Origin of the sequence: Streptomyces sp. LN549 (assembly GCF_043203805.1) — a bacterium.
Lineage (GTDB): Bacteria > Actinomycetota > Actinomycetes > Streptomycetales > Streptomycetaceae > Streptomyces.
Window position 1 is genome coordinate 5,910,841 of sequence record NZ_JAZHRI010000002.1, and the last position, 14,034, is coordinate 5,924,874.

16 protein-coding genes and 1 pseudogene are annotated in these 14,034 nt (G+C 71.1%); 12 read left to right on the plus strand and 5 right to left on the minus strand.

What is annotated here, in order from left to right; genetic code table 11:
* Positions 1-13 precede the first annotated feature (13 nt).
* A complete protein-coding gene (snpA, locus tag SH922_RS26955) occupies positions 14-694 on the minus strand; it encodes a snapalysin (RefSeq protein WP_393060416.1) in 681 nt (226 codons plus the stop codon).
* 257 nt (positions 695-951) lie between these two features.
* Here snpA and SH922_RS26960 point away from each other — a divergent pair.
* The 8 genes and pseudogenes from SH922_RS26960 to SH922_RS26995 all read left to right on the plus strand — a co-directional run bounded on the left by SH922_RS26960 (position 952) and on the right by SH922_RS26995 (position 8,536).
* Positions 952-1,903, plus strand: a pseudogene (locus SH922_RS26960) (LysR family transcriptional regulator).
* A gap of 134 nt (positions 1,904-2,037) precedes the next feature.
* Positions 2,038-3,051 carry an NAD-dependent epimerase/dehydratase family protein gene (locus tag SH922_RS26965; RefSeq protein WP_393060417.1) on the plus strand — a complete coding sequence of 338 codons (1,014 nt, stop codon included), beginning with the start codon at positions 2,038-2,040 and terminating at the stop codon, positions 3,049-3,051.
* A 112-nt stretch (positions 3,052-3,163) separates the two neighbouring features.
* Complete coding sequence (locus SH922_RS26970; RefSeq protein ID WP_393060418.1) at positions 3,164-4,570, plus strand: choice-of-anchor A family protein; 1,407 nt, start codon at positions 3,164-3,166, stop codon at positions 4,568-4,570.
* A 9-nt stretch (positions 4,571-4,579) separates the two neighbouring features.
* A complete protein-coding gene (locus SH922_RS26975) occupies positions 4,580-4,936 on the plus strand; it encodes a DUF952 domain-containing protein (RefSeq protein ID WP_330829433.1) in 357 nt (118 codons plus the stop codon).
* On the plus strand, positions 4,933-5,865 hold the full coding sequence (locus tag SH922_RS26980; RefSeq protein WP_393060419.1) for an SDR family oxidoreductase: 933 nt from the start codon (positions 4,933-4,935) through the stop codon (positions 5,863-5,865). Before SH922_RS26975 ends, SH922_RS26980 begins: the two co-directional genes overlap by 4 nt.
* A gap of 6 nt (positions 5,866-5,871) precedes the next feature.
* A complete protein-coding gene (locus SH922_RS26985) occupies positions 5,872-6,486 on the plus strand; it encodes a nucleotidyltransferase domain-containing protein (protein WP_393060420.1) in 615 nt (204 codons plus the stop codon).
* A gap of 264 nt (positions 6,487-6,750) precedes the next feature.
* On the plus strand, positions 6,751-7,413 hold the full coding sequence (locus SH922_RS26990) for an HAD-IA family hydrolase (RefSeq protein ID WP_393060421.1): 663 nt from the start codon (positions 6,751-6,753) through the stop codon (positions 7,411-7,413).
* A gap of 163 nt (positions 7,414-7,576) precedes the next feature.
* Positions 7,577-8,536 carry an alpha/beta fold hydrolase gene (locus tag SH922_RS26995; protein WP_393060422.1) on the plus strand — a complete coding sequence of 320 codons (960 nt, stop codon included), beginning with the start codon at positions 7,577-7,579 and terminating at the stop codon, positions 8,534-8,536.
* Here SH922_RS26995 and sodN read toward each other — a convergent pair.
* Complete coding sequence (gene sodN, locus SH922_RS27000; protein ID WP_145765547.1) at positions 8,427-8,822, minus strand: superoxide dismutase, Ni; 396 nt, start codon at positions 8,820-8,822, stop codon at positions 8,427-8,429. The two genes, SH922_RS26995 and sodN, sit on opposite strands and share 110 nt — an antisense overlap.
* 180 nt (positions 8,823-9,002) lie before the next feature.
* On the opposite strand from sodN, the gene sodX reads away from it, so the two are divergent.
* The gene (sodX, locus tag SH922_RS27005) at positions 9,003-9,461 is read left to right on the plus strand and encodes a nickel-type superoxide dismutase maturation protease (protein ID WP_393063701.1); all 459 of its coding nucleotides are present in this window, start codon (positions 9,003-9,005) and stop codon (positions 9,459-9,461) included.
* On the opposite strand, the gene SH922_RS27010 is transcribed toward sodX, so the two are convergent.
* Positions 9,365-9,994, minus strand: coding sequence for a CGNR zinc finger domain-containing protein (locus SH922_RS27010; protein ID WP_393060423.1), 630 nt, complete (start codon positions 9,992-9,994; stop codon positions 9,365-9,367). The two genes, sodX and SH922_RS27010, sit on opposite strands and share 97 nt — an antisense overlap.
* A 46-nt stretch (positions 9,995-10,040) precedes the next feature.
* Here SH922_RS27010 and SH922_RS27015 point away from each other — a divergent pair, with 46 nt between their 5' ends.
* From SH922_RS27015 to SH922_RS27025, 3 genes are all read left to right on the plus strand, one after another.
* Positions 10,041-10,844: a class I SAM-dependent methyltransferase gene (locus tag SH922_RS27015; protein ID WP_393063702.1), complete on the plus strand. Its 804-nt coding sequence runs from the start codon at positions 10,041-10,043 to the stop codon at positions 10,842-10,844.
* Positions 10,845-10,992: 148 nt separating this feature from the next.
* Positions 10,993-11,481, plus strand: a complete 489-nt coding sequence (locus tag SH922_RS27020) for a SigE family RNA polymerase sigma factor (protein ID WP_385276275.1) — start codon at positions 10,993-10,995, stop codon at positions 11,479-11,481.
* The gene (locus SH922_RS27025; RefSeq protein WP_393060424.1) at positions 11,478-12,251 is read left to right on the plus strand and encodes a hypothetical protein; all 774 of its coding nucleotides are present in this window, start codon (positions 11,478-11,480) and stop codon (positions 12,249-12,251) included. The genes SH922_RS27020 and SH922_RS27025 overlap by 4 nt, the downstream gene beginning before the upstream one ends.
* A 72-nt stretch (positions 12,252-12,323) precedes the next feature.
* Here the strand turns inward: SH922_RS27025 and SH922_RS27030 are convergent, their stop codons facing one another.
* Both SH922_RS27030 and SH922_RS27035 read right to left on the minus strand, forming a co-directional pair.
* Complete coding sequence (locus SH922_RS27030; protein ID WP_306071637.1) at positions 12,324-13,085, minus strand: amino acid ABC transporter ATP-binding protein; 762 nt, start codon at positions 13,083-13,085, stop codon at positions 12,324-12,326.
* A complete protein-coding gene (locus tag SH922_RS27035) occupies positions 13,082-14,032 on the minus strand; it encodes an amino acid ABC transporter permease (RefSeq protein ID WP_393060425.1) in 951 nt (316 codons plus the stop codon). Before SH922_RS27035 ends, SH922_RS27030 begins: the two co-directional genes overlap by 4 nt.
* Positions 14,033-14,034 lie beyond the last annotated feature (2 nt).

The following is a 14,034-nucleotide window of genomic DNA, read 5'->3' on the forward strand; positions in this document are numbered from 1 at the left end:
CGGGTGAGCGCGGTCAGGAACCGCTACGGGCCAGCGCGGCCGCGAAGCCGTTCTGCCAGAGGTAGTTCACCTCGCTGCGCTCATTGGAGTCCGGATACGGATTGGTGCACGAGGGGCCGGGGCCCCCGCCCGACATCAGCTCGCTGCACGGGCCCGAGTAGTGGTCCGGCAGGCCGAGGACGTGCCCGGTCTCGTGGGTCGTGACGCGGGTGGAGTCGTACTGCTGGTTCTGCGCGTAGTCGAGGAAGATGTAGCCGTTGCCGTGCCCGTCGGTGCTCGCGTACGAGCCACTCGGGTCGTTGCCCTCGTAGTACGAGAAGTCGGCGTTGGAGCCCTCCTGCAGCCGGACGTTGGAGACCGAGCCGTTCCAGATCTGCGCGCTGTTGGCTATCTCCGAGCGGAAACTCGGCGCATTGGCGGCGCTGTAGACGATGGTGACGGCCTGAACGCCCGGGTGGGCGGCCCGCTTCTCGGCCACCGACTTCGCCACCGCCTCGAAGAACGCCTTGTTGGCGGCGGCGCTTTCGTGCGATCCGGCGTGCGAGGCGTATGCGGAGTGGACGGTGGAGGCGGATGTGGGGGGAGCGGCCGGCGCCGGGACGGCGGAGGCGATCGCGGGTGCGGTGCCCAGTGCGGCGGCGAGGCCGAAGCCGAGGCCGATCACGGCCGACATGACGGTCCTGGGGTGTCTCATGGGGGGTCTCCTGCCGATTACCTGCCAGGGGGGACCCGTCCGGTCAGCGGACGCGGACGGGGGCGGTACGCAGCGAGTGTCGGGGAACGTGGCTCCGTGCGGATGATGCCAACTGGCGATAGCCCCGCGTTATCGCCCGCCCGGACCCCACGAGCGCACAGGAGATGCACGCCGCCCCAACACCGGCTGAATTGGCGTCATTTGATGGGGTTCTGGCGTCTGGTGCGGCAGGACTCCGCAGCCCTACTCTCGGCAGTATGGAGCTTGAGGTGAGGCACCTCAGGGCGCTGTGCGCCATCGCCGACACCGGCAGCCTGCGCCGGGCGGCCCGCAGGCTGGGCGTCAGCCAGCCCTCGCTCACCACCCAGCTGCGCCGGATCGAGAACGCGCTGGGCGCCGAACTGTTCAGCCGTGAACGCACCGGCTGCCGCCCCACCCTGCTGGGCAGCGCCGTCCTCAGCAGGGCCCGCCCTCTCGTCGACGGCATGAGTGCGCTGGTCACCGACGCGAAGGCGGAGGCGGAAGCCGCCCGGGCCGACGGGCCGCAACTCCGGATCGGCTGTACCGCCAGCCGGGTCATCGGTGGCTGGCTGCGCAGACTGCGGCTCCAGCTGCCCGGTACGGACATCTCGCTACGGGTCCGACGTGTCGGCCCGCGCACTGTTGCGCTCGGTCGGGGCGGACCGGCTCGACGTCGCCTTCGTGCACGAGGTGGAGGGCTGCCCGCTGTCCGTTCCGGACGGCCTGGAGCAGCGCGTTCTGCTGGACCGTGAACCGCAGTTCATCTCCATGGCCCGTGATCATCCGGCGGCCGCGCTGCCCGTCGTCGACCTGGCCGACCTGGCCGCCGACCGGTGGATGGTCGACCCCTCGGTGGACGGCGAATGGGACGGTCTGCGCCGGGTGTTCGGCGCCGCCGGCGTCGCGCCGACCGTGCTGCACGGTGACTACCTCACCGCTGCCTCACTCGTCGTCCTCGGTGAGGCGGTGGCACCCTGCCAGCCCACCTCGGGCCCGCGCGAGGACATGGCGATCCGCCCGCTGCGCGACGACCCGCTCGCCGTCCGGCTGCTCCTGGTCTCCCGGCCGGGCGCCGACATGACGGTGGTGTACGGCGAACTGGAGGCCGCCTACCGGGAGGCGGCCCAGCGGGCGTCCGGCTACCACCAGTGGCTGCTGCGCCACCGCAGCCCGCTCGCCCGGTCCTGAGCGCGGAGCCGCCCCGAGCGCGGAGCCGCCCCGGGTGCTGAGGGGCTCACTCCGGTACGCCGCGCCGCCGCGGAGCGATTCAGCCGAGAGCGAGGACCGTTCCGGGCCGGGCTGCGAGCGGGCAGAGTCGGGGCATGAGGCTTCTGATATTGGGTGGTACGGAATTTGTCGGCAGGGCCGTCACCGAGGCCGCGCTGGCACGCGGCTGGGAGGTCACGGTGTTCCACCGTGGCCGTCACGCACCACCGCCCGGAGTGGCCGAACTGCTCGGCGACCGCACTGCGGAGGGCGGCCTCGCCGCGCTGGCCGGGGTCGCGGAACCGAACGACGGAAGCTGCACCTGGGACCTGGTGGTCGACACCTGGAGCGGCGCGCCCTCGGCCGTACGGGACGCGGTCCGGCTGCTGTCCGGCCGGGCTGCGCGCTACACGTACGTCTCCAGTCGGTCGGTGTACGACTACCCGGCACCGGCGGGCCTGTCCGAGGACGGTCCGCTGGTGGAGGGCGCCTCGCCGGACGCCGGTGGCGACGTCTCGTACGCCCTGGCCAAGCGCGGCGGTGAACTGGCCGCGCTGGACGCCTTCGGGGACCGGGCGCTCCTCGCCCGCGCCGGGTTGATCATCGGTCCCTGGGAGAACGTCGGCCGGCTGCCGTGGTGGCTGACGCGGATCGCCCGCGGTGGTCCCGTGCTCGCACCCGGCACGCCGGACCTGGACCTGCAGTACATCGACGTCCGCGACCTCGCCGAATGGCTGCTGGATGCCTCCGCGAAGGGGCTGCACGGCCCGTACAACCTGGTCAGCCGTCCCGGGCACACCACGATGGGCGGGCTGCTGAACGCCTGCGTGCGCGCCACCGGTTCCGATGCCGAGCTGCGCTGGACCGACGCCGACCGGATCCTCGCGGCGGGCGTCGAGCCCTGGACGGACCTGCCGGTCTGGCTGCCGCCGGGGGAGCTGTACGACACCCTCCACCAGGGCGATGTCGGCCGGGCGTACGGAGCGGGGCTGCGCTGCCGGCCGGTCGAGGAGACCGTCGCCGACACCTGGGCCTGGCTGTGCGACATCGGCGGTACGGCGCCGCAGCGCACCGACCGGCCGCTCAAGGGCGTCGACCCGGTGACCGAGGCGAAGCTGCTGGCGGGCTGACGGCGGCTGCGCCGGAAGGGCGGCATCCGGCCGACGGCAGTCGGCGGATGCGCACCGACCGACCGGCGTGGCATGACCAATGAATAACCAATAAAGCTGCATATTGCGCTATATGGGAACAAGAGAGCGCAGAATCGGCAAAAAGCACCGCGTGGCGGTGACAGCGGCGACGGCGGCAGCCATGGTGGGGGCCTTCGCCCCCACCGCGGCCGCCGACCCGCTGCCCGGCGGTCTCGGTCCGTGCCTCGGGAACAACTGTCCTCCCACCTGGCCGGATTCGAACAGCGGTCCCGTCACCTACCACGACAGCAACATCAATATCTTCGTCGGTGGCGACTACCTGGTCAGGGAGGCCGCCGCGGAGGCCGAGGGCAAGATCGCCACCCTCGGGCGGTTCGACATGACGAAGCGGGACGGCGCCTCCGAGATCTACAACGTCGGTGTCGCCGGCGTGGGATCACGGGTGCCGCCACCCAACGGTTCCGACTACCTGACGGTGGGCGGTGACCTGACCGTCCAGAGCGGGAAGCGACTCCTCGCCGAGGAGGGGGACAACCACGGGGTGGTGCGCTACGCCCAGGGTCTCACCGGCACGGTGATCCCCGCCCCGGTCCACGACGCGGACGCCACCGATCCGTACACCGCGCTGCGCGACCAGCTGACGGCGGCCAGCCACTGCTACGCGTACGACGACAACGAGGACCACCGGCGGCCGACGACCGGGACGACGCGGAACAGCGGCTCCGAGACCGTCTTCACCGGCGACGGAACCTCGGCCCTCCAGGTCTTCGCGGTGGACGCCGATATGGCCACGGCCGCCGGTGGTCAGCAGGGCATCGTCTTCAACGGTGTTCCGGACGGTGCGACCGTGCTGGTCAACGTCTACGGCAGTACGCGCAACATCAGTACGTACATGGGCTCGCTGCCCCAGTCGGGACTCCGCGAGCACCTGATGTGGAACTTCCCGGACGCGACCGCGATCGGGCTGAAGGGCACCGGACAGTTCCAGGGCAGCGTGCTGATCGGGCAGCAGTCCAGCATGGCGACTCTCGCGATGAGCGGCACCAACGGGCGCTTCTACAGCGCCGGTTCACTGACCCACACCTCGGAGGGGGAGTCGGGCGGCCAGGAGCTGCACGCCTATCCGTTCGACGGTGATCTGCCGGACTGCGGCGAGGAGCCGTCCCCGTCGCCGTCGCCGACGGACGAGTCCCCCACCCCGACCCCTTCCCCGACGGACGAGTCGCCGTCCCCCTCCCCGACGGGCGAGTCCCCGTCGCCGACCCCCTCGCCGAGCGACGAGTCCCCGGCCCCTTCCCCGTCCCCCTCGGTATCGACACCGGCCCCGCACCCCACGCCGACGCACAGCTGGCCGCCCGGCCCGCCCCACCCCGGCGGACAGCTCCCGGACACGGGTTCGCGCGGCGGTGAATGGGTGATCGGCGGGATCGCGGCCGCCCTGCTGGTCGCTGGATCGGCGGCCACGCTGATGGCCCGGAGAGCGCGCCGGCGCGGCTAGTTTTGGCCCATGGCCGAACTGCTGCACCTGACCGAACGTCCGTTGTGGGAGGCGGCCCGCGGGATCGGGACGTACGAGATGTCCACCCGCGGCCGCACCCTGCACGAAGAAGGTTTCATCCACTGCTCGCTGCCGCACCAGCTCGCCGGCGTGGCCGAGCTGCTGTACGGCGCCGGGAGCCGGGCCGGGGCCGGTGACCAGGACCTGGTGGTGCTCGTCATCGACACCGATCGGCTCCCCGCGCCCGTGCGGTACGAGTCGCTCCCGCCCGGCGGCGAGGAGTTCCCGCACATCTACGGACCGGTTCCGGTCGAGGCGGTCGTGGAGGTGCGCCCCTGGCCGCACAAGGAAGGCAACCCCTCATGAACCCCACAGACCGCACGCAGGATCCCGAAGCCGTCACGAACGGCCCGCTCACCGCCGTCACCGGTGCGAGCGGCGCGCTCGGCGGCCGCGTCGCGAAGCGGCTGACCCGGGCGGGCGTCCCCGTACGGCTCCTCGGCCGCGACCCCTCCCGGCTGCCCGAACTCCCCGGCGCCGACACCGCACCGGCAGCCCCCTACGGCGACGGGGAGGCCATGCGCCGTGCCCTGGCCGGGGCGCACACCCTCTTCCTCGTCTCGGCACACGAGAGCCCGGACCGGGTGCACGAGCACACGACGGCCGTGGACGCGGCGGTCGCGGCAGGCGTCGAACGGATCGTGTACGTCTCCTTCCTCGGCGCCGCACCCGACGCGACGTTCACCTTCGCCCGCGACCACTGGGACACCGAGGCCCACATCCGGGTCTCCGGCGTCCGGCACACCTTCCTGCGTGACAGCTGGTACCTGGCAGGCCTCCCGGCGATGACCGGCACCGACGGCGTGCTGCGCGGACCGGCCGGCGAGGGCAGGGTCGCGGCGGTGGCCCACGAGGACATCGCAGACGCGGCGACCGCGGTCCTGCTGGCCGGCGCCGACCCCACCGGCCCGACGCACGACGGGCAGACGTACGACCTGACCGGGCCCGAGGCGTTCACCCTCGCCGAGGCCGCCGAGGAGCTGAGCCGGGTCACCGGACGGACCGTCACCTACGTGCCGGAGACCCGGGAGGAGGCCTACGCCTCACGGTCCGGTTACGGCGCACCGGACTGGGAGGTGGCCGGCTGGGTGACGTCGTACGAGGCCATCGCGGCGGGGGAGATGGCGACGGTCTCGGACGCCGTGCCGAGGCTCACCGGCAGGCCGGCCATGAACCTGGCCACGTACCTCCGCGAGCATCCGAACAGCTACCGCCACCTCCTCACCCCGGGCTGACGGCCGATGCGCACGGAAACCCCCTGGGGCCCCTGGGACCCGATGTCCCTCGCCGATGCCGTGCGCCTGCTCTCCCCGCTGCGTACGCCGTGGTGGATCGCGGGCGGGTACGCGGTCGAGCTGGCCGTGGGCCGCGCCTACCGGGACCACGGCGACATCGACGTACTCCTGTTGCGCCATGACCAGCTCGCCGTCCAGCGGGTCCTGCCGGACGGGCAGTGGTGGGCCGCCGATCCGCCCGGCACCCTGCGGCCCTGGCTCCCCGGCGAGATCCTGCCGTCGCAGGTCCACGACATCTGGTGCCGGCCGGGCGCGGGCGAACCGTGGCGCGTGCAGTTCATGCTCGACGACTCGGAGGACGGCGACTGGGTGTTCCGCCGTGACCCGAGGATCCGCCTCCCGCTGGACCGGCTCGGCAGGATTTCCGGGGACGGCGTTCCCTACCTCGCTCCCGAGGTTCAGCTCCTCTACAAGTCCAGGTCCCGCCGGCCCAAGGACGAGCAGGACTTCGAGGCCGCGCTGCCCGTACTCGGCGACGACCAGCGCGCCTGGCTGACCGAGACGATCACCCTGGCCGAGGGCGCCGGCCACCCCTGGGCGGCCCGGCTGCGGGCGGGCTGACGGACAACCCCCGCGGGTGAGGCGGCCGGCTCGGATCACGTACGTACCGGCCTTCGCAGCCGCGACCGCGGCTTCGGCGGCGCGGTCGGCGGCCGCCTCGTCGAGCGCGTCGCCGCCGGCCAGCGCCGCAGCCCATCGCTCGCCGTCTTCCAGGCGACGGCGATCGTGCCCCTCCTGGGGCATGCCCTGCTCGCCGTCACCGCCCTGGTCCACCTGGGCCAGGGCCTCTCGGGAGGCGAAACCCGCCGATGACATGATCAAGGCATGATCGGCGAACCCGCGCGGCCCGAAGCCAAGAAGCACGTCCTGTTCGATGTCGACGGCACGCTGATCGACGCCCTGGACAACCAGCGCATGGTGTGGCGGGCGTGGGCGGAGCGGCACGCGCTGGACCCCGACGAGGTCCATCGGGTGGCGCTGCGGACGCGGCCGATGGAGACGTTCGCCCGCGTCGCTCCGGACCGCGACCCGCGGGAGTGCCTGGCCGCACTGCATGCCCTCGAGGACGAGGACGTGCGCTCCGGCGTATATGCGGCGTACGACGGTGCGTCCGGGCTGCTGCACGCCCTGCCCCCCGGACGGTGGGCGCTGGTGACGTCGAACTACGAGCACCGGGTACGCGGACGCTTCGCCCGGACGGGCCTGCCGGTCCCGGAGGTCATCGTGGATGCCGCCTCCGTCGACGAGGGCAAGCCCTCGCCCGTTCCGTATCTGCTGGCTGCCGAGCGGCTCGGTGCGAAGCCGCAGGACTGTCTGGTCATCGAGGACGCACCGTCCGGGGTGCAGTCGGGACTGCGAGCCGGCATGACGGTGTGGGGGGTCAACACCCCGTCCGCGGTGGAGGGCGTGCACCGTCACTTCGCGAGCCTCGGCGAAGCGGCCGACGGCATCCTCGCCTTCGCGTCCGGGACCCGGCCGCCCGCGTGATCCCGGTGACGGGTCCGGGCCCGCCCTGTCGGGGGCGTCGGCCGTCTGTCGGCGCGATGTCGGACGGTACGTACACGCTTGGCCCATGACCGAACTTCGCGCAGTGTCCGATGACTTCTGAACCGTCACCGCGCTCGACGAGGGATCCGGGCCGGCCCTGCTCGTGGTGCATCCGGGCGGCAGCGACGCGGCAACCTGGGACGGCGTCACGCGCCGTCTGACCGACGACTTCCGCGTCGTCAGGATCCACCGGCGGATCTACGCCCCCGGTGCGGACATCGTCCTGCCTCACTCGATGGCCACCGAGGCCGCCGACATCGTCGCCGTGGCAGAACTTCTCGGCTCCCCGGTTCTGCTCGTGGGGCATTCCTCGGGTGCCGTCGCCGCGCTGGAGGCCGCGCTGCTCGACCCGACGGCGTTCGCCGGACTGTTCCTCTACGAACCTCCGATGCCCACGCGGGAACTGCTCGCAGGGCCGGCCGGAGTACGGGCCCGCTCTGCGCTCGACGCGGGCGATCCCGTCGAGGCGATGCGCATCCACATGCGTGACATCGTCCGCATGCCTGCGAACACGGTCGACGAGATGTTCGCCGACGCGCGTGTACGAGCGGCCTTCGCCGCCTGCGCGCCGGCGCAGATCGCGGACGACGAGGCGCTCGACGCCCTCGGCGTCGGCATCGACCGCTTCGCGACCCTCGAAACGCCGACGACCTTGCTCGAGGGCGGCCTCAGCCCCGCCCACCTGCGCGAGCGCCTGGCCGACCTGGCGGCAACCTGCCGGACGCGCGCATCGTCACGCTCCCGGGCGAGGGGCACATCGCGCACCTCACCGCTCCCGACACCCTGGCCGGCATCGTCCGGGAGGTGGCGGAGCGCGTTCTCCATGCGTGAAGCGGGCCAGGAAAAAACCGCACCCGGCCCAACGGGGCGCCGTCATCGGCGCCCCGCGGACCGGGTGCGGTCAAGTAGGCGACGCGACCTGCGATATCGCCTTCATGCGGCCCAACCGGAGATCAAGCCTTCTTGGTCTCCCAGAAGATCTTGTCGATCTCGGCGATCAGGTCGAGCGCCTTCTGGCCCGTGGCCGGGTCCGTGGAGGCCTTCGCGGCCGACAGCGCCTTGAGGGCGTCGTTGACCAGCTGGTGCAGCTCCGGGTACTTCTCGAAGTGCGGGGGCTTGAAGTAGTCGCTCCACAGCACCGAGACGTGGTGCTTGGCGAGCTCGGCGCGCTGCTCCTTGATGACCACCGCGCGGGCCCGGAAGTGCGGGTCCTCGTTGGCCTGGTACTTCTCCTGGACGGCCTTGACGGACTCCGCCTCGATGCGGGCCTGGGCCGGGTCGTACACGCCGCAGGGGAGGTCGCAGTGGGCGCTGACCTTCACCTTGGGGGCAAACAGGCGGGAAAGCATGGGGCTGTCCTTCCTCGTGATCGTCTTCTCAGGTGGGACATTACTCCGTGAGAAGCCTGATTTAGCGGGTGCCCCCATGGGCTTAGGCCAAAAGTCCAGGGTGAGGATGGGACCAGTGGCCGAATGTACGGAACCCTGTGGGGGACGGTGTACTGGACGGACCGGGGAGGTGCCGGAGAGATGCGGGAGGTGCCGGAGGTGCCGGAGCTGACCGATGAGCAGCCCGGACGGGGGCTGGCGGCGCGAGTGCCGTTCCAGGTGGTGGAGGTGACGGGCCCTTCGATGGTGCCCACGCTCCACCACGGGGACTGGCTGCTCGTGCAGTACGGGGCGCCGGTGCGCCCCGGTGACGTGGTGATTCTGCGGCATCCGTTCCAGCAGGATCTGCTGGTGGTCAAGCGGGCCGTGGAGCGGCGGTCCGGTGGCTGGTGGGTGCTGGCCGACAACAGCTTCGCGGGCGGGGACAGCACGGACTACGGGACCGTGCCCGAGGAGCTCGTGCTGGCCAGGGTCCGGGCCAGGTACCGGCCGCTGACGAAGGATCAGCGCTCGGTGCGCGGCGTGCTGGGCTGGGCCGTCTCGGCGCTGCGGCCGGTCTCGGCGGCCCGTTCCGTCTCCAGGCGCTTGCGGGCCCGGTAGGCGGCCACGTTGGCGCGGGTCGCGCAGCGGTCCGAGCAGTAGCGGCGGGAGCGGTTGGTCGAGGTGTCGAGGTAGGCGTTGCGGCATGGTGCCGCCTCGCACAGGCCCAGCCGGTCCACGCCGTACGAGGTCAGGTGGAAGGCGAGGCCCATCGCGGCGATCGCGGTGTAGCCCGCCGTGGCGTTGGACGGGTGGTCGGCGAGATGCATGTGCCAGTCCGGCTTGCCGTCCGCGTCCCGGAAGTCATGGCCGGAGATCTGCGGGCTGACCGGGAACTCCAGCAGCAGTGAGTTGAGCAGATCGACCGCGAGCGTCTCGTCGCCGCCGTCGGCCGCCTCGAAGACCGCGCGCAGCCGGGCCCGTACGGACCGGAAGCGGGTCACGTCCGCGTCGGTCGCCCGCCGAGCCGCCTGTCCGTTGGCGCCGAAGAGCTCGCGCACCGCGTCGACCGAGGTGAGGGCGTCCTTGTTGCGGGCCGGCTCCTCGGTGTTGACCAGGCGCACGGCGTAGTCCGAGTAATAGGCCAGTTCCACTTGTAGTCCTTACGGCGTCGGTCTAAAGTCGATGCGCGATGAAGTAATGGGCTTTGTTGGGTACAGGGTATTACATGGAGGGTTTCGGGTGACGGAGACTGCACGGGGTACCGATTGGAACGCCTGGCAAGCGAGCTGGGACCGGCAGCAGGAGTGGTACATGCCGGACCGCGAGGAACGCTTCCGGGTGATGCTCGACATGGTCGAGGCCTTCACCGGCCCCGAACCGCGGGTGCTCGACCTCGCGTGCGGTACGGGAAGTATTACGGACAGGCTGCTGCGACGGTTCCCGAAGGCCACCAGCACCGGCGTCGACCTCGACCCCGCGCTGCTGGCCATCGCCCGCGGCTCCTTCGCCGGCGACGAGCGTGTCACCTTCGTGACCGCCGACCTCAAGGACCCGCGGTGGACGGAACGGCTGCCCCACGGCTCGTACGACGCCGTACTCACCGCCACCGCGCTGCACTGGCTGCACAGCGAGCCGCTCACCACCCTCTACGGGCAGATCGGCGGCCTCGTACGGGACGGCGGCGTGTTCATGAACGCCGACCGCATGATCGAGACGGGGACTCCCCGGATCAACGCCGCCGAACGCGCCCACCGGCACGCCGGCATGGACCGGGCGAAGGCCGCCGGTGTCCTGGACTGGGCGCAGTGGTGGGCACTGGCCGCCGAGGATCCGGTACTCGCCGGGCCGACCGCCGAAAGGTTCGCGATCTACGGCGAGCACGCGGACGGCGACATGCCGTCCGCGGCATGGCATGCGGACACCCTGCGCGCCGCGGGGTTCGCCGAGGCGCGGCCCGTCTGGTCCTCGCCGTCGGACAGTCTGGTGCTCGCGGTGAAGTAGCGGCACCATGCGGGGCGGGGCGGTACGGGCGACGGTCCGTGCCGCCCCGCCAACTTTTCCGGCCGACTCCTGCAACCCGCCCTGCGCCCCACCGCACTGGAAGGGTGAGACGGTCCGCGCCTGCGGACCGGGGGGAGGGACGCTGACGATGCGGAGCGATGACGACGCCGCGCTGCACGCCTTCGTCGAGAGCAGACGCACCGCACTGTTCCGCAGCGCGTATCTGCTCTGCGGCGACCGGCACGAGGCCGAGGACCTGGTCCAGGCGACGCTGGTCAAGGTGGTGCTCGGCGGACGGCGGCACGGGCGGCTCGACAACATCGAGGCGTACGCGCGCAAGACCCTGGTCAACACCTTCATCGCGGCTCGCCGCCGGTTCTGGCGGCGTGAGCAGTCGTACGGCGAACTGCCCGAACGGGCGGTCCATGCGCCCGATCCGGACACCGGCCTTGCGGTACGGGCGGCACTCGCCCGGCTCACGCCCAGGCAGCGGGCCGTACTGGTGCTGCGCTACTGGGAGGACCTGAGCGTCGAGGCCACGGCCGAACTGCTCGGGATGCGGGAGAACACGGTCAAGAGCCACGCGGCTCGGGGGTTGGCGGCGCTGCGCGCCGAGATGGTGGAGGAACTGGTATGAACGACGTGCGTGAGCTGCTGGGGCGGGCCGCCGAGGACGCGGGGCAGCCGGTCATCAGCACCGAGGTGGTCTACGCGAGGGCGGCCCGGGTGCGCAGGCGCCGGGTGGCCGCGGTGTCGGCCGCGGCGGTGTGTGCGGTCGCGGCGGGCGCGTTCGTGGTACCCGGAATCGCCGCGGAGCGGACCCCGCAGACCTCGTCGGTGGCGGCCCCGGCCAAGCCCGTCGGCAACAGCGCGCGGGCCGGGAAGCTGATCAAGCTGCTGCCCGCCGGTGTCGGCTCGGTCGAGCAGGTCTCGCTGGCCGTCATCATCAAGCAGGCGACGCCGGAGCAGGCCAAGGAGCATCTGTACGGGCCGCTGGACGGCCAGTACTCGGTCCGCAGGGACGGCGGGGTCGGCTACCTCGTCATCGGGCTCATGGACGCGAAGACGCTGGAGAAGAAGCTCGGGGGCGGCCCCCGGGACACCGACCTGTGCAAGACCCGTACCGGGGAGCCGCACCGTACGGACTGTGTCAGCGAGAAGCTCCCGGACGGCAGCGAACTGACGATCTGGAGCGACTCGATGAACTACGGGGACGGCGGCACACCCCAGTGGGGGCCGGAGCTCGTGGCCCGGCTCTCGCTCAAGGACGGCGGCCAACTGGTCATGCGGGACAGCACCGGCTTCGAAGCCGGCACCGCACAGGGGCCTCTGCTCAGGACCCCGCCGCTCACCCGTGCGCAGCTGCGCACGCTGATGCTCCGCCCGGAGCTGCTGGTGCGGAAGTAGCGGATACGCGCGCGAGGGCGGTACGGACCGACAGGGTCCGTACCGCCCTCGCGTGTGTCAGCCGCTGTGGCCCTACAGGACCTTGGACAGGAACGACTTCGTCCGGTCGTGCTGCGGGTTGGTCAGGACGTCGCGCGGGTGGCCCGACTCGACCACCACGCCGTCATCCATGAAGACCAGCGCGTCGCCGACCTCGCGGGCGAAGCCCATCTCATGGGTGACGACGATCATCGTCATGCCGTCCTCGGCGAGACCGCGCATGACGTCGAGCACGTCGCCCACCAGCTCGGGGTCGAGCGCCGATGTGGGCTCGTCGAAGAGCATCAGCTTCGGTTCCATGGCCAGCGCGCGGGCGATGGCCACCCGCTGCTGCTGTCCACCGGAGAGCTGCGAGGGGTAGTTCTTCGCCTTGTCGGACAGGCCGACCCGGTCCAGGAGCCGTTCCGCGCGGGCCCGGGCGACCGCCCTGGACTCGCCCTTGACCTGGACGGGGGCCTCCATGACGTTCTCGATCGCCGTCATGTGGGGGAACAGGTTGAAGCGCTGGAAGACCATGCCGATGTCCCGGCGCTTCAGGGCCACCTCGCTGTCCTTGAGCTCGTAGAGCTTGTCGCCCTTCTGGCGGTAGCCCACCAGCTCGCCGTCGACGGACAGCCGGCCGGCGCTGATCTGCTCCAGGTGGTTGATGCACCGCAGGAAGGTCGACTTGCCGGAACCGGACGGGCCGATCAGACAGAAGACCTCGCGCGGGGCGACCTCCAGGTCGATGCCCTTGAGGATGTGCGCGGCGCCGAAGGACTTGTGGACGCCCTCGGCCTTCACCATGGCGGTCATGCCATGCCTCCCTTCGGGCGGCCCAGCGACAGCAGACTGGCCCGGACCTTCTGCATAGGTGTGGGCGGCAGACTGCGGCTGGAGCCACGGGCGTAGTACCGCTCGAGGTAGTACTGCCCGACGCTCAGTACCGAGGTCATGATCAGATACCAGGCCGCGGCGAGGAAGTACATCTCCACCGGGGATCCGGAGGACTGTCCGATGTCCTGGGCGTTCTTGAAGAGCTCGTAGAACTGCACGGCCGCCACCAGCGACGTGGTCTTCAGCATGTTGATGACCTCGTTGCCGGTCGGCGGCACGATCACCCGCATGGCCTGCGGGATCACGATGCGCCGCAGCGTCTTGCCGTGGCTCATGCCCAGCGCGTGGGACGCCTCCGTCTGGCCCTCGTCGACCGAGAGCAGACCGGCCCGGCAGATCTCCGCCATGTACGCGGCCTCGTTGAGCCCCAGCCCGAGCAGCGCCGTCAGCAGCGGCGTCATGAAGCTCGACCAGTAGTCCTTGTAGATCGGCCCGAGGTTGATGTACTCGAAGACCAGACCCAGGTTGAACCAGACGAAGAGCTGGACCAGGACCGGTGTACCGCGGAAGAACCAGATGTAGAACCACGCGATCGACGACGTCACCGGGTTCTTCGACAGGCGCATGACGGACAGCAGGATGCCGCCGACCACGCCGATCACCATCGACAGGGACGTCAGCAGCAGGGTCTGACCGACCCCGTCGATGATGCGGTCGTCGAAGAAGTACTCCGGGACCGCACCCCAGTTGATCTTGCCCTGGCTGAAGGCGTAGATGATCGCGACGAGCGCGGCGATGGCGACCACGGCCGCGACGTACCGGCCGTAGTGCCGGACCGGGATGGCCTTGATCGCCACCGGCCCCGCCGCCGGTGCGGTGGATGCGGGTGGCAGGTCGTCCGGGTCCGACTTTTCGATGTCAATCACGG